The sequence below is a fragment of the Elusimicrobiota bacterium genome, from assembly GCA_016218575.1.
Lineage (GTDB): Bacteria > Elusimicrobiota > Elusimicrobia > UBA1565 > UBA9628 > JACRDN01.
In genome coordinates, this window is record JACRDN010000016.1 from 228,436 (window position 1) to 244,001 (window position 15,566).

13 protein-coding genes and 2 tRNA genes are annotated in these 15,566 nt (G+C 60.7%); 8 read left to right on the forward strand and 7 right to left on the reverse strand.

The genetic code is table 11. The features are described from left to right. Positions 1-6: 6 nt before the first annotated feature. From HY921_06060 to pgl, 6 genes are all read right to left on the reverse strand, one after another. On the reverse strand, positions 7-1,725 hold the full coding sequence (locus HY921_06060) for an O-antigen ligase family protein (protein MBI5630432.1): 1,719 nt from the start codon (positions 1,723-1,725) through the stop codon (positions 7-9). Further along, positions 1,722-3,458 (reverse strand): polysaccharide biosynthesis tyrosine autokinase, encoded by a 1,737-nt coding sequence (locus tag HY921_06065; GenBank protein ID MBI5630433.1) that lies wholly within the window; start codon positions 3,456-3,458, stop codon positions 1,722-1,724. The genes HY921_06060 and HY921_06065 overlap by 4 nt, the downstream gene beginning before the upstream one ends. Before the next feature lie 6 nt (positions 3,459-3,464). Then, complete coding sequence (locus tag HY921_06070; protein ID MBI5630434.1) at positions 3,465-4,145, reverse strand: polysaccharide export protein; 681 nt, start codon at positions 4,143-4,145, stop codon at positions 3,465-3,467. 113 nt (positions 4,146-4,258) lie between these two features. Further along, on the reverse strand, positions 4,259-5,509 hold the full coding sequence (locus HY921_06075) for an outer membrane beta-barrel protein (GenBank protein ID MBI5630435.1): 1,251 nt from the start codon (positions 5,507-5,509) through the stop codon (positions 4,259-4,261). An 88-nt stretch (positions 5,510-5,597) separates the two neighbouring features. Beyond that, positions 5,598-6,128 (reverse strand): hypothetical protein, encoded by a 531-nt coding sequence (locus tag HY921_06080; protein ID MBI5630436.1) that lies wholly within the window; start codon positions 6,126-6,128, stop codon positions 5,598-5,600. Positions 6,129-6,236: 108 nt separating this feature from the next. Continuing rightward, complete coding sequence (pgl, locus tag HY921_06085) at positions 6,237-6,959, reverse strand: 6-phosphogluconolactonase (GenBank protein MBI5630437.1); 723 nt, start codon at positions 6,957-6,959, stop codon at positions 6,237-6,239. Between the two features lie 71 nt (positions 6,960-7,030). Here pgl and HY921_06090 point away from each other — a divergent pair, with 71 nt between their 5' ends. Together HY921_06090 and HY921_06095 are read left to right on the forward strand one after the other, a co-directional pair. After that, on the forward strand, positions 7,031-8,857 hold the full coding sequence (locus tag HY921_06090) for a hypothetical protein (GenBank protein ID MBI5630438.1): 1,827 nt from the start codon (positions 7,031-7,033) through the stop codon (positions 8,855-8,857). A gap of 1 nt (position 8,858) precedes the next feature. Beyond that, positions 8,859-9,335: a low molecular weight protein arginine phosphatase gene (locus tag HY921_06095; GenBank protein MBI5630439.1), complete on the forward strand. Its 477-nt coding sequence runs from the start codon at positions 8,859-8,861 to the stop codon at positions 9,333-9,335. Here the strand turns inward: HY921_06095 and HY921_06100 are convergent. Then, entirely contained in the window at positions 9,316-10,686 is a 1,371-nt protein-coding gene (locus HY921_06100) for a hypothetical protein (protein ID MBI5630440.1), read from the reverse strand. The genes HY921_06095 and HY921_06100 overlap by 20 nt on opposite strands. A gap of 46 nt (positions 10,687-10,732) precedes the next feature. Here HY921_06100 and HY921_06105 point away from each other — a divergent pair, with 46 nt between their 5' ends. From HY921_06105 to HY921_06130, 6 genes are all read left to right on the forward strand, one after another. Next, a complete protein-coding gene (locus tag HY921_06105) occupies positions 10,733-12,193 on the forward strand; it encodes an Nramp family divalent metal transporter (protein ID MBI5630441.1) in 1,461 nt (486 codons plus the stop codon). Then, positions 12,193-13,311 carry a mandelate racemase/muconate lactonizing enzyme family protein gene (locus tag HY921_06110; GenBank protein ID MBI5630442.1) on the forward strand — a complete coding sequence of 373 codons (1,119 nt, stop codon included), beginning with the start codon at positions 12,193-12,195 and terminating at the stop codon, positions 13,309-13,311. Before HY921_06105 ends, HY921_06110 begins: the two co-directional genes overlap by 1 nt. Positions 13,312-13,386: 75 nt before the next feature. Next, on the forward strand, positions 13,387-14,148 hold the full coding sequence (locus tag HY921_06115; protein ID MBI5630443.1) for a hypothetical protein: 762 nt from the start codon (positions 13,387-13,389) through the stop codon (positions 14,146-14,148). 43 nt (positions 14,149-14,191) lie between these two features. After that, positions 14,192-14,265 (forward strand) — tRNA-Ile (locus HY921_06120). 110 nt (positions 14,266-14,375) lie between these two features. Continuing rightward, a complete protein-coding gene (locus HY921_06125) occupies positions 14,376-15,458 on the forward strand; it encodes a Fic family protein (protein ID MBI5630444.1) in 1,083 nt (360 codons plus the stop codon). Positions 15,459-15,489: 31 nt separating this feature from the next. Continuing rightward, positions 15,490-15,561 (forward strand) — tRNA-Ile (locus tag HY921_06130). Positions 15,562-15,566 lie beyond the last annotated feature (5 nt).

Below are 15,566 nucleotides of genomic sequence, written 5' to 3' on the forward strand. Positions count from 1 at the left end.
TTTACCTCAGTTTCCTTCTATCAATTCCCTGGCGTCCGCGACGCGGCCCAGCCGCCAGAGAATCCTGCCCTGCAGGTCGCGCAAAGAAGGGTTTGCGGGATCCTGGCGCAAGGCGGCCTGCGAATGCGCCAAGGCCTGCTCCAGGTTGGCGCGCTTAGGAGGCCCCTCTCCCGCCAAAGAAGCCTCATGCTGGGCCAGCTCGGAATAATACCTGGGACTTCCATCGAGCTCGGCGGCCTTGGCCAGTCCCGCCGCGCGCGAGGCGGGACTGGTCTGCTTGACGGAGAGGTAATGCCAAGAAGCCAAGACGCCGGGAGCGGCACCCATGGCCACGGCCAAGGCCGCCAAGGCCGCGGCCGCGTTGGCCTTGTAGCCGAGCGCGCCCCGGGAGGGCGCACTCGATGGGGAGCCCCCCCTGGCGAGCGTGCCCAATCCTGCCAAGAGGACGAAGAACACCAGCGCGTTGGCGGGAATCTGAAAGCTGAAGTCAACGAGCCCGTGGATCATGAAGGATAATATTGCTCCGCCAAGACCGAGACTTAGGCCGCGGACGGTTCGCTTGACCGGCGAGGACAGGGACTTGGCGCAAGAGGCCAGGAAGGCAAAAAGCCCCAACGCGTACGCCGAGAAGCCAAGAATCCCGGCCTCGACCAGAAGCTCAAGCCAGTCGCAATGGGCATGATCCACGAGGGCATCCACGCTTTTGGGTTGATAGGGATAATACGTCTGTTGAAAAGCGCCAAGGCCGGACCCCAGCCATGGACGATCCAAGAATGCCCGCCATGCCCCGTGATAAAGGACCAACCGGTCGGCGGCGGCGGCCTTGGCGTGAGAGACGGTGAGCTTTTGAGCCAGGGAAACTGCGACCCCGTTGCGAACGCGGTGAGCGACCGGAGTCAATGGTATGGCCATGGCGGTGAGCACAAGGATCAGTCCCAGGCACAGCGCCCGGCCCGTCCGGGGCCATGCCCCAAGCGCGGCCACGACGAAACCCGCCGCAATAAGGGCGGCCAAGGCTCCCACGGATCGGGTGATAAGAAGCCCGAACGAGTTGAGGCCAATGCCGAAGAGAATGAGCCCGGCTATGGCCGCGGCGTCATAGACGGACCGTTCGCGGTCCCGCCAAAAGACCGCCTGGTCCCATAAGAGACCGCCCCCGCAAAACATGGCCATCACCAAGAGCGACGCGGCATGATCCCGGTTGTAATACGGCCCGAAAGGATCCAAGGGATACGGGGCCAGGCGAAATCCATAAATCAACTGTTCCTCTCCCTGCGTGGCCTGCACGACGCCGACCAAGGCCACGACGCAGCCCAGCCCGAAAACCAAGCTCGCCAGGCGCCGCACGGCGGTGGAGCCCGCCAATATCTGGGGAGCGCACCATAAAGCCGTCGCGTAGGCGCCCCAGACACGCAGCGCCCTGCCGGTGGCGTACGGACTTGCCGTGCTCGGCAGCGGAGTCCAGGGCTCCAGTATGGCCCTGGGGTTCAACCTCTGCAGAGCGCCCAGGGCCAGGAGGCATAGGACCCCGGGCAGGATGCTCCGATAAACAGCTTGCGAAAAATCGGGAGCTCTGCCTCCTAGGCAGGACAGGCAGGTCGCGGACAGCAAAGCGCAAAGAAGAAACAGGGACCAGGGCTCGACCGCACCGAAGGCCAAGGGGCCGAGGAGCACGGCGCTTGAAAGAAGCGCCTCAGAAAGATAATTTGGGACGCGCCAAGTCATGTCTCCTGGCTTGCCGCGGCCGGCTGCGAATAAGAGTGGTAATACTGCTGGTAGTAATAGCCGTAGGAGGAATAGGTGAGGCCCCCGGCCTTGGCGGAATTGATGGCGATCCCAAGGATCTTGACCCCCCCGGTGTGCAGCTTTTGGCACGCCTTGAGTATGAGAGGCACCCGGGTCTTTCCGTAGCGGGTCACGAAGACCCCGGACCTGATGTGCCGACCCCAAAGGAGGGTGTCGTTGATCGGAAACATCGGGGTGCAGTCCACGATGACCCTGTCGAAATTCTCCTTGGCCCAACTGATGAGCGCGCCGAGCCGCGGGGTATTGAGGAGCTCGGACGGGTTGGGAGGCCGTGGGCCGCAGGCCAGGACGTGCAGATTCGGGATCTGCGTCTTCTGTATAGATTCCTGGACTTCCTCCACGCTTTGGCTGGCGGCCAAATAGTCGCTCAAGCCGCGCTGGGTGGACAGGCCGAACTGCTTATGGAGATTGGCGCGGCGCAGGTCGCCCTCGATTAGGAGGACCTTTTCTCCCAACTGGGCGAAAACCACGGCGAGGTTCGAGGAAATATAGGTCTTGCCCTCGCTTTGGACCGTGCTCGTGACTATCATTGCCTGGGACGCGTGCGAGACGCCCGCGAAGTCGATCATGGTGCGAAGATTGCGCAAAGACTCGCTCGTGAGCGACAGTTCGCTGGTGAGCAGCGCGTCGTAGATCGACCCCTCTTTTTTGGCGGAATAAGGGACAAGCCCCAGGAAGGGAAGCTTCAGCTTCTTCTCGACGTCCTCCTGGGTGCGCAGGGATTGGTCGAGCTTCTCTATGATGAGCGCCGCGGCCAAGCCCAAGCCAAGTCCGCCCAGAAGACCCAGAATCAGGGCCAACCTCTTCTTGGGCTTTATCGGCCGGTCCGGAACCCGGGCCGGGTCCACGACGCGCACGTTGTTTCCCCTAAGCTGCCCCGAAAGGTCCGTCTTGACGCTCTGGATGATCTTGTCGGTCTCGGAGTCTATCTGCCCCTTGAGCGCGGCCATGTTGGAGCGGATCGCCACGATGCCTGGGTATTTGGGGGTAAATTTCTGGGACATCTCCGCCGCCTGGGCCTCGAGCTTGGCGTACTCCCCCTTCAAGGTCTGGATGAGGGTGTTGTTGACCACCGCGGGCAGGGCCTCGTAGGTGCGCCTGGTATTGGGGCTGTCCTGGCGGATTTGAAGGGCCTGGAGGACCTCCTTGGAGATGAAAAGCTGGTTGCTCAGGTTTTGGCGCACGAAGGTTTCGGCTATGGCGTTGGCGACTTTGGCCGCCAGCTGGGGGTTGCCGGAATTAACCTTGACGTAAACTAACCGGCTGCGCATGATCGGGTAGACGATGAGGGCGGTTTGAAGCTTCTCGACTCCGCGGGGGTTGGCGAACTCCTTGACCCCATCAAGCCTCAAGTCCTGGTAAACCTGCTGGAGCAGCGAAAAACTCTGGAGGAGCTTATACTGCGTCTGGTAATGGTCATCGTTGCTGTTCTCGACCATGGCCCCGTTGGCGTAAACGGCCCCGCCTCCGCGCTCTTTTTCTATGACCAGCAAAGCGCTCGCCTGATACAAAGGGGGGGTGGTGAAGGTCACCAAGGCGGCGGTCACGAAAACCAAGAGAGCCGCCGCGGCCACGATCCAGCGCCGCCGCAGGAGTATGTCCAGATAGTGGGTCAGATCAATGTCTAACTCGGGGCTTTCGGTTTCGCTCATTTTTCGTTAGAAGAAGCTCTGCGGGATGTAGACCACGTCGCTTGGTTCAAGGAAAAGGTCCTTCTGCTTCTCGCCCCTTTTGGTGATGGCGGATATCTCGACCGTCAATATCTGGCTCTTGCCGTCCATGGTTCGGATGATCTTGGTTCGGTCGGGGGCCGCGATGGGCGTAAATCCGCCGGCCAGGGAGATCGCTTCGACCACGGTCAGCTTCGCCTCGGTCGGCAGCTCCACGGAGCCGGGCTTTTTCACCTCTCCAAGAACGAAGACTTTCTTGTTGCCGTACTCCTTGATGAAAATGGAAACCTGCGGGCTGATGAGATAGTCCCTCAATTTCTTGGAGATGGCCTCCTCGGCTTGGTTCACCGAAAGCCCGCCGACCTCGACGATGCCGATAAGAGGAAAGGAAATCGTCCCGTTTTGGCTGACCCGGACCTTCCTGTCCAGATCCTGCTGCTGGTAAATGGTGATGTCGAGAAGATCCGCTCCGCTGATCTTGTAATCGGCCTTCTTGTTTTGAACGTCCTGCAGGGCCGACATGAGCGCCGCCTCCTCGGCGGCGCTTTGAGCCCGGCTCGGCTTCGATGAGGACGCGACGGAATCGGATTCTCTCAGCCCCCGCCGAGCCCCGCAGCCGGAGATCAAAACCAAGGCGCCGATGAGAAATAGCTCAAGCCGAATTTTCACTGTTTTGGTTTTTGTTGCGGCAACATTTTCATTTTATATTATTCCCCAACAGCAATCAATTAAAAACCCCGGCATCCTGGACGAGGATGCCGGGGTTTTCCCGACGGCTTGCGCTAGAACAAGAGGCTGACGGAGGCCGCGGTCTGATGATCCTTGTAATTGAACTGCTCCGTAAACCGGGAGAAGCGCGCCCGGTACAGGTAGCTGATCCCGGTCTTGAGCCATTCCTGGATGTCGTAATCCAGGGAGGTCCCGACCTGGTACACGTCGTCGCGGCGGCTCGCGGTGAGCCCGCCGAGGGTCGTGGACTCGGAATATTTGTCGATCTCGACTCCCGCATTGACGCCCGCGGTCAGCTTGTAAGGCAACTGGTGCGAGACGCCGACGTTGGCTCCGGTCGCCACGTAGTATTGGCTGTTGGCGAAGGTCGACTCCTGCAGGGACCGGGTAAGGGCCACATCCACGCGCGTCATGTCGGTGGGCTTGTACTTGAGGCGGGTGCCCACGGTCCAGTTCCTGGTGGTCGTCCTGGAGGCCCCGGTTGGAGGATTATCGTATTTCCGGTACTGCATGCCGGTCTCGATCTGCCCCATCAACTGAGGGGTGATCTCGCCCTCCAAGCCCACGCCGAACAGATGCGACTTGTTGTGCTTCGGAGAGGCCTGGGGCACCGAGTAATGGATGATCTGCCTGCCGTAGGACAGATACGCCCGGGTCTTGGGTTGAAGCCTATAGCCGGTCTTGAGGCCGAAGGACTGCTCGTAGCGGTTGAGGGCTCCGCGCACCGCGGGGTCGTTGGCCACGTACTTATGGTTGACCTGACCCAGATCCACTCCGGCGAACAGGTTCCCGCCCTCGGGCCCGTACTCCATGGAGGCTCCCAAAGTGTTCTGCCAGCGGCGCAGACGGCCGGTCAATTCGTTGGTAGCCTGGTCGACGGTGTTGAGGTAGTTCTCCTTCAATTTCCCGGAGAGGCCCATGGGCCCGGAGTAGGCATATCCCAAGTCCGCCATCTGATTGACGGTATTGTTGGTATGCGGATCCTTGGAATAGGCCTTCCAGACGAAGTCATAGCCCATGTCGATCTTATGCATATCGGAGATCGGCAGGTCGGCCTTGACCCCCAGGTTGTTCGCCGTGATCCAGGAGCCCAGCACCGGGCCCGCGGCGTTGCCATTGGCGTTCTGGCCGGCAACCTTGGACCTCGGCTGCAGGAAGATATTGGAGTCGTACATCTCGGAGAGCCTGTAATAAGGATGCAGCCCCATTTGACCCAATTTCATATTCGGCTTCTGGAAGTCGCTCAAGGCATCCCAGACGCCTGCGTTGGCCGGCATGGCAATGCCCGCCACAAGAACGGCCACAAAAAACATCTTAAGGCGCTTTAAGGCATATTGCATTAGTCTCTCCTAGTGACCTCTTTTATATTTCTTCCTTAATATAGGAATGCTATTACGGAGACGACGGTGAAAGGTTTTGCTTAGGATTGTTGGGCGCCGGTTCCGTGGTCGTGGTGGTGGTTTCCTCGCTGGTCGAGGTCTGGGATGAAGTCGTGGACTGAGAAGTCGTGACCATCACGGTCTCGGTCTCCACCTTCACGCTCTCTCCCGCGGCCACAGCCTGAGTCGGGGCCGTCGCGTCCGCGCCGGCTTGCGTGACCGCAATCGCGCCGGAGAGGACCCGCAAAGAGGTCCCGGCCAAGGTAAGGGTGGCGCCCATTGTCCTAACCGTCACGCCGCCGATATCAAGAATTATCCCGACGCCGCCGGAGACCTCGATCTTGGATCCCTCCGTGATGGGAGTGCCGGGGATATATTCCTTGCCGTTGACCTTGATCACGGGGTTCCCGCCCTTGACCAAAATCGTGACGACGCGCTGTGCTCTCTGGGCCGGCATCCGAGCCGATGCGACGGCGCTCAATCCCAAGACCGCGGCGATGCTCAGGACGAGGCATACGGCTAACGAGCGGCAATGCTTATGCATGAATCCCCTCCTCAGTAATTAATCGTAAAGTGCAGGCATAATCATAAACAACAAACATATCCTTGTCAATAGCAAGATGCATTTCGGCAATCCCCTCGCCGCGCGGCGTCACCCCGGGGCCCAATACCAGTCGAGGGCCTCCATCGGCCTGACCAGTAGGGCGGGAAAATCGGGCAAGGCGCGGCCCTCTTCCATCAAGTCAGAGAACCGGCGCTTTTCCTCTCCGCAAGACAAGAAGAGGGCGGCCCTTGCTGCGTCGATGGCGGCAAGGGAAAGAGTGAGCCTTGGTACGGGAGGGCTTGCGCGAACGCCCTCAACGGCGAGAACCCACCTCTCTCGCTCCGCGAGAGACTTATCGTCGGGGAATAGCGACGCCGTGTGGCCGTCGGAGCCGACTCCCAGAAGGATCAAGTCGAACGTCGCGGAGGACCCCGCGAAAAAGCTCCTGAGCGACAGCTCGTAGGCGCGCGCCGCGGCCTCGCGCGAGGCCGTGTTCGACGGCATCGGATGGATGTTTTCAACGGGGATGGGAACGCGCGACAGGAAAGTCTCCAGCGCCAGGCGATAATTGCTGTCCTGACTTTCACGCGCAACACAGCGCTCGTCGGTCCAAAATAAATGGGTGCAAGCCCACGGCATTTCCTCCCGCAGCGGCGAGTCAGCCAGCAGCTCGTAGAGGCGGCGCGGGGTCCTGCCGCCCGAGAGCGCGAGGCAAAAACGCCCCCGTTCTCGCGCGCATTCCCGGGCGAAGGCCCGCACGAAGCCGGCCGCGCGACGGCTCATGCTTTCCAAATCCGGGAAGCGCTCCACGTTTATGGCGGGAACTTTCATTCTCTTCGCATTCTACCAATACTCGCTCCGGGATTTTGTTAGTATTTAACATTGCGGCCCTCGCCGCCACGATGAGAATATTAGGAATAAGCCTCGGCGACACGGCGACCGCCGCGGTCATGGTTGATGACCGTTTCGCGGCTTGCGCCTCAGAGGAGCGTTTTTCCCGCCTCAAGCGCGACGAAAGCTTCCCGCGCCGGGCCATCGCCTACTGCCTGGAGGCCGCCGGCGTCGAGCCAGGGCAACTCGATGCCGTCGCCGTCGCCGGGTCGAATTGGGATTTCTGGAGGTGGCTGGCGCATTACCACTCGAGCTTCTCCATCGAGGACCTGGCCCGGGAGCAAAGCGAGTATTGGCGGCCCCTCCTCTACGAGGGCAAGAATATCTCCTGGCCGAAGCTCTTCAAGCACAAGTGGGATCTCGACCAGAAACCGGCCGGCTTGCGCGGCTTGGCCGAGCGCCTGGGCATGGACCTTCCCTTGGGTCGGGCAGATCAGCGCCTGGCCGATCAATTCTTGGATGAGGCGATCGCGGCCCATCTGGGCATAGACAAGGGGCGCATCATCCGCATAGACCAGCACGCCTCGCTCGAGGCCTACGCCTACTGGTCAAGTCCCTTCCGGGGCAAGGGCACCGGCGTCATCGTGCTCAACGCCGGCCGGGAAGGGGTGGGAGCGAGCGTGGCGATGCCTTTGCGCTTCGGGCTCATGCGCTTGTGCTCCATCGGCTCGGAGCGCTTTCGCTTGGCCCAGCTCATGCGCGACGTGACTCTTATGCTCGGGCTTCCCCCGCGGGATCATGATCCAGTGGTGATGGGACTGGCGGCCCACGCTCCCGCCGGGCGCTGGCGCGCGGCCTATCGGGTCTTCGCCAAATGCTTCGCGGTCAAGGACATGGAATTCCACTGCCGCCGCCCCGTCAGCGACACTTACTTTCATTTTCTCGACAAGCTTCGCCGACTGCCCGACGACGCCATCGCGGGGGGCGTTCAGCATTTCGTGGAGGACCAGATCGCCGAGTGGGTGGGCAACGTCGTGCGCTGCACCCATCTGCCGAGGCTCGCCATCGCCGGAAGCCTTTCCATGAACCACCGCGTCATGGCGAAGATCGCCCAGCTTAAATCCGTCGAGAACCTCTTCGTCGCCCCCGCTGCGGGAGAGGGCACCGGGGCATTGGGGGCCTGCCTTCAGCTCGCCACTGCCCGCTTTGGCGTGGTCCCGGCGCCTTGGACGGACTGTTACCTGGGGCCGGAGGCCAGAGGCCCGCAAGCCCAGAAGGCCATCACCTCCCTGCGGGAATCCGAGGCTGATTACGCCTTCAAGCCAGACCCCTCTCCCGCGGAGGTAGCCAAGCTCTTATCCGAAGGCGCCATCATCGGCCGCTGCGCGGGGCGCGCCGAGTTCGGCTCGAGAGGGCTCGGAAACCGCTCCATCCTGGCCGACCCGCGCAACGCCCGCATAGCGCCCTTCATCGCGGCCAAGATCAAGAGGCGCGAGGCCCATGTCCAGCTTTCCCCCACTATTCTTGAAAGCAGCGCCGGACGCTACCTGAAGAATCCTAAGGGGATAGACTCGCCCTTCATGACCTTGGCGTTTTCGGTCAAGGCCAGGGCTTCCTCTGATTTGGCCGCGGCCATAGACTCCGATGAAGGCGCGGTGCGGCCCCAGGTGCTGAGCGATGGCTCCAATCCGGAATTCGCGGCCATTCTGCGCGCCTTCGAAAAACTCACCGGAGTCGGGGCCCTCCTTAATACGTCCCTCAACGCCCACGGCGAGCCCATCGCCCTCACGGCCGATGACGCCGCGCGGGTATTCATGAACTCAGGCTTGGACTACCTCCTCTTGGGAAACACCTTGGTCGCCAAACGCAGCGTGGCCTTGCGCCGCGACGGACGCTGACATGGCCGCGCCCAAAAGGATATTGTTCGTCTGCACGGCCAACGCCTGCAGGTCGGTCATGGCCGAAAAGCTTCTCAACAAGGCCGCCTCGGAGCGGGGCCTTTATTGGGAGGCTCGCTCCTGCGGCTTGGCGGCCGAGCATTATTTCCGGGTTCCCCCCCCGACTCTCGCGGCCCTGCTCCAAGCCGGCATCCCACAGGTGGAGCATAAGCCGCGCCTCGTGCACCGGGAGCTTTTGCAGTGGGCCGATCTCGTTCTGGCCATGACCCGCCGCCACCGCGACGCGCTTACGGACCACTTCCCGGAGCACGCCCGCAAAGTCGCGATATTCCTCGAGCACGTGGGGCTTTCAGGCGACATCGAGGACCCCATGGGAGGCCCGCCGGAGAAGCACTTCGAGTGCTGCAAGACCATAGCCCGAGCCGTAGAGGCGCTGCTGGACAAAACCCAGGAGAAGCCTATTCGGCCGCAAGGATGACCCGTCCATCCCGTTGATCTGCTTCCTTATATAGTATCGCCAGACGCCGCCTCGGCCCCTGGGGGGTCCCCCGCAAACCGTAAAAGTCGAAGAGGACCTTCAAGGCATGCGGAAACACCACGTAATGCTGGACCCGGGAGCGGATGGGGCTTTCCGGGCTGTAAGCGCCGATCCGCCGGGCCAGCTCAATCTGATTGCCGAGAGTTGGGCCGTAAAAGATGGTGCGGCTCCCTCCTCTCAAATGGATGAGCAAGACAAGACTCGGAAGAAAAATCGCGAGCGAACCGGCGTAGATCCGGCCGAAAAGCGGAGGTGCTACGCTCAAGCCCTTCCAGAGAAAATAAAAATACAACAGCCAGGCCGCTCCGTAATAGTGCGGCTGGCCGTAAAGCCTAAGCATCCCATGGAAAACGAGTCCGAAGCAGAGGGTTATGAGGCTCAAGAGGGCCATGTCGCGTTCCGCGCCGAGCGCGCCCGCGCTCGGACGCAAGACTTGCCTCACGGCCGAAACAATTCCAGCCCAAAAAAATAATAGGGCGAGCCTGGAAACCGCCCGCACAAAGGCGAGCCCCGCGGGGAGGTAGCCCGGCCCTAGAAAATAATCGAAGCCGCCCCCCGAGAAAAGTCTTCCCGCGAAGAATGGAAAAACCCACCCCCTCCAAAAGGAAAACCCGCTTAGCCCGGGCCAAAACATGGATGTCGCCGTCAGCGCCTTAACATAGGGAGCGGCAAAAACAGCGCCGGCGGCCAGGAGAGTCGCGCAAAGAAAAGGCGCCTGGAAAAAATACTTCCTGCGAGAAAGCCACGCGTGAGCGCCTAGTGGAATGATGACTACTAGGCTCATGGGATGGGTCAGGAGCATGAAAAGCCCCCCCAGCGCCGCCAACCACAGCTTCCAAGCCTCGGCCCGGAGGCAAAAGGAAAGATAGGCGCAGAAAGTAACGCCTGAGAGAGGAATGAGGAAGGTGTTGTCCCAAAGCTCGCGGCTGTAAAGCCAGAGGTAAGGAGAAAACAGCGCGGCCCAACCCCAGCCCGATGAAAGCCCCGGGCAGAGTTGACTAATCCATGCCAAAGAGAGAGCGCAGAGAGATAAAAACAGGAAAGCCCGTACCGCCACCAAGAGGGCGAGGTCCTTGATGAAATACAGGAGGACGGTGTATATCCAGGTCGCAAATGGCCCATACAGCGTCCCGCGCGAGCCGATGAGGCCGTGGGCGGCGACAAGCCCCTGATCGCGGCAATGAAGGGCCCAGGCGATCAGCTTTGGCTCGTCGTTGATCCAGGGCGCGTCCGAGGGCCAGAGAATAGCCAGGCCTATCCCCGCGACGGCCCCGATCCAAAATCTCCGCACTGGAGCAATAGTAACATTTCGCTTCATTTAATCTAGAATGACGGACATGGCGGAGGCGATTGACGCCGGCCAAATGCCGGCCTGGGGCGTCGAGGATATTCCCCCGCCGCCTCGGGGAGCCAAAGGCGTTCTTTCCTGGCTGGGCCCGGGCGTCGTCGCCATGGGCATCGCCATCGGCACCGGTGAATGGCTGCTCGGGCCCATGCTCACGGTCAAGTACCGGGGCGGCATCCTCTGGGTGGGGCTCGTCGCCGTGGCTCTCCAGCTCGTCCTGAACCTCCAGTGCCTGCGCTACACCATCGCCACCGGAGAGCCCATATTTACGGGCTTCATGCGCTGCAGGCCGGGGCCGCGCTTTTGGGCCCTCTTCTACATCGTCATCGAGCTCGGCAGCATTTGGCCCAGCATGGCCGCGACCTGCGCCACGGCCTTGGCCCCATTGATCCTGGGCCGCATGCCCACGGAGGCCGACAGGGGCTTCGTCCTTTTCCTGGCGCACGCCATCGTCATGGTCTGCGTGCTCGCCCTGGCCTTCGGGGGCAAGGTCTATCTCATGATGGAGAAGGCCATGGCCTTCATGGTGCTCTGGATCCTCGGCTATCTCATTTTCGTGGACGCGTTCTACGCGGACGCCTCGTCCTGGGGCGCGGTGGGCAAGGGTTTTCTAAACTTCGGTCACATCCCCGCCGGAGCGGATTGGCTGATGCTGGCGGCCTTCGCCAACTACGCCGGCCTGGGTGGGCTTGGCAACGCCACCATCTCCAATTACGCCCGGGACAAGGGCTGGGGCATGGGTGCGGCGGTGGGAGCCATACCGGCCCTTGTCGGCGGCAAGGGAGTCCAACTCTCTCATCTCGGCAAGACCTTCCCGCTGAGCCAAGAAAATTTGTCGCGCTGGCGGGGCTGGTGGCGCCAGGCCTGGCGCGACCAGGGACTGTGGGCCGTCGGGTGCCTCGGCGGGATCGCTTTGCCCGCCATCCTGTCTTTGCAGTTCGTTTCGCCCCAGACCGCGGCAGGCCCCTGGGCCGTGGCCGCCCAGCAGGCCGAGGGAGTGGCCCGGCAGGCCGGGCCCCTATTCTGGCAGCTGACGCTTCTCTGCGGATTTTGGATACTATTCTCCACTCAGTTGGGAGCCGTCGAGATCTACCCGCGGCGCTGGACCGACCTTCTCTGGAGCGGATTCCCCTCCTTGAGGGAGAAGCCCCCCGAGGCCGTGAAATACGTTTACTACAGCATAGTGGCCTTGTACGCCCTTTGGGCCAATATCGCCTTGCATCTGGCCAAGCCGCTCTCCATGGTGATTTTCGCGGCCAACGCGGAATCCATGATCACGGTGTGGCTTTCAATGCACGTGCTCTGGGTGACCTGCCGCTACCTGCCCGAGCCGCTTAGGCCCAGGCTTTGGGAGCGCGCGGGGCTGGTGGCCTGCTCCCTGTTTTACGCGACCCTCGCCGTGCGCGTGCTCTTCTTCACGCCGGAGGGGCTCTTTAGCCTTCTGAGATCCTGATGAAAACAAATCCCGGCTCCATCACCTCGGTTCATGCCTATCTCTTGAGCTGTCCCCTAAATGAGCCTCTGGAATTCTCCTTTGGGCAAAAGCGCGAGCGCGCCACGGCCCTCGTCGAGGTGCGGACCAGGAACGGACTCTCTGGCTGGGGCGAGGCCAACTGGGGAGGAACCGCGGCAGGCGGAAAGGCGTTCCTGTCTCTCGTCGAAGAAAGGGTCAAGCCTCTCCTACGGGGCCGGGATCCGTTTCACGCCGAGAGGATTTGGCAGGAATTGGACCAGCTCGACCACGACGCCAATCGCGTCTCGGCTGCCGGGGCCGTGGACACCGCCCTATACGACCTGATGGGCCGCTCCCTGGGCAAGCCGCTTTATGACCTCTTGGGCGGAGCCTGGCGCCTGGCGGTCCCGGTCTATGCCAGCGATCTCATGATCATTCCCGTCCGGGCCCTCGAGAGAAGGGCCCGTGTCCTGGCGGAAAAAGGATTCCGAGGAGTGAAGATGCGCATTGGAAGAGCCCCCCATGAGGACCCCGGGCGGGTTGCCTTGGTGCGCCGAGCTTTGGGTCCAAATATCAAGCTCTTCGCGGACGCCAATGGGCGTTACGACCGGGCCCAAGCCCTGAAAGTGGGGCGAGCCCTCGAGGCCTTCGGGCTCGAGCATCTAGAGGAGCCTCTCCCCAAGTGGGACATAGAGGGCTGCGCCGAGCTCTCGCGAAAAATCGGCATCCCGATCGCGGCCGGAGAATGCGCGCATCTCTACCACATGAAGGAGCTCTTGGCGCGGGGAGCCGCCCAGGTCATACAGCCCGACGCCACCGTCAATGGACTCACCGAGACCCGCAAAATCCTGGCTTTGGCCCAGGCCTACCGGGCCCAGGTCGTTATGCATAATTTCGAGGCCGGGGTTGGGCTGGCCGCCATGCTCCATGCGGCCGCCTCAAGCCCCCTCATGGCCCAGCTCCAAGAGCTCGACACCAACCCCAGCCCCTTCCGGGACGAGCTCCTGACCGAGCCCATCGCGCTCAAAAACGGCTCCCTGGCCGTGCCCCGAAAACCAGGTCTGGGCGTCGAGATCAACCGAAAAACCCTCAAGAAATACCTGATCGGGTTCTGTTGAGTAGGCCCTTCGGCCTACCTCGATATAGGCCTTTGGCTTCTGGAAGACCCTTCGACTTCATGGCACACTTTTATCATGACGATTTTTTCAGGAAGAGCCCTTTTGATCCTCTCCATCGCCGCCGCCCCGTGCCGAGCCGGCGGCGAATTAGAGTTCGCCCAGTCCCTGCGGATCCTCGGACCCGTCAGCTTTCAATCCTCTTCCCTGTTGTTCCCGCCCGAAGTCTGGGCTAGGCTTTCGCCCTTGGATGCGCGATCCAAAATACTCCTGCGCTCCAGAGGGCTCTCAGACTCAGGTGTCAAGCAGGCTTCCTACGAAGTGATCGAGGAGCTCGCCTCCAAGGCCGCGGCCCAGGGCCTCTCGGCCCTGGATCTATTCAGCGATGACGGGCTCCTAGGAACGAACCGCTGCTTCATCCCGGGGGGCGTCCTGGAGCGGATCAACCGGAAATTTGATTTCCAATCCCTATTCCCCATCCAAGGGAAAACCCAGGACGGCGAGGATTTCTCCATGCTGGGGCTCCTCCTAGGAGACCGGGAGGTCCATGTCCTCTACAATGTCCACTCTCCCCACAACAAATTCTACATTGACAGCCCCCACCCTCTTTACGCCGGCTACGGCGGACCCTACACCTTCCCCGACACCGTATCGGTATCCATCGCCGCCGGCGCCTCTGGAAAAAGTTTCGTGGTCAAATCCGAGCTGCGCGGCCCTCCGCTCGGAGCGTATATCCTGGAATTCCAGCCGGCGGGCCCCAAAAAGGTCCGGGCCACGGGAAAACTCGTCATAACGAGCTCCAAGGAATTGCCCGTCTACCCCATCATTTTCCGCCCCTAATCGCTCCGGGACCCGGGCCAATAAGTAGTAAAATATCTTTCATGCGCCCGTAGCTCAGTTGGTCAGAGCACCCCGCTCATAACGGGAGGGTCGCAGGTTCAAGTCCTGCCGGGCGCAGAAATTTTCCAACACAATCGACATTTGTCAGGCGCCTCCAGGCGACGTCATCCCTCTTTCTAGGCCAGTGTTTATGATATACTGAAATTAATTAATATTTTCGATATACTATGACCCATATATCATTTAGCCCGATACACCCCCACCCTCTATCGCTTTTGCCTCCAAAAGCCGATATTGGAAATAAGGACTTCTCCGAACTCCTCCTCAAGGCCCGAACCTCTCTGGCCGAGCTTAAAGGCTCCTGTCGTTTCCATCCAAACCCGATGCTGCTCCTGTCACCCGCTATCATCAAGGAGGCGGTCGCCAGTTCCAACATCGAGAACATCAACACAACGATTGCAGAGGCCCTCCAAGGACAGCTCTTCCCCGAGTCGGAGCAGCGAAAGCCTGACAAAGAAGTCCTGCACTACCGAAACGCCGCCCTGTGGGGCTTTGATAACCTGAAGAAAATCCCAATCTCAACGCGGCTGATACTTGGAATTCAGCACGCTCTGATGCCGGACAAGCCCGAGGGCTACCGCCAGCAGCAAAACCGAATCGCCAATGACACAACGGGCGAGGTGCTCTACACCCCGCCCGCTATCACCGATATCTCGCGCCTGATGAACAACTGGGAGAATTTTGTTAACAGCCAGTCAGACCTCGACCCCCTAATAAAGTGCGCTCTAGCTCATTACCAGTTCGAGGCAATCCACCCATTTGGAGATGGCAATGGCCGCACCGGCAGAATCCTTATGGTGCTCCAATTGGTACAGGATGGCTTACTCCCCCTTCCCATCCTGTACATAAGCGGCTACATTAACCAGCGACGCACGGAATACTACCGCCTGCTCCGCGCCGTTACAACCGTGGGCGCTTGGCATGAATACATAGAATTCATGCTGACCGGTTTCTGGGAACAAGCGGTGCAAACCACGAGCATCTTGGAAAAAATTGGATTCCTTTTCGTAGAACTTCGGCAGGAGCTTAAACAGAACCACAAATCCGTCTACTCAACAGACTTGGTCCAGGCACTCTTTGCCTACCCCATCATCATCCCAGCGCGTCTAGCTAGAAATCTGAACGTCCATTTCATGACTGCGAGCAAGTACCTACAACACCTGGCGAAAGCTGGCATCCTAAAAGAACAGCGCCTGGGAAAATATCATCTTTTCATCAATCACAAGCTCCTCGAAATCATGACCAAATGAAAAAGCCTCATAAAACAACTTCCGCAAAGTTGCCCGTAGCTCAGTTGGTCAGAGCACCCCGCTCATAACGGGAGGGTCGCAGGTTCAAGTCCTGCCGGGCGCACCGCT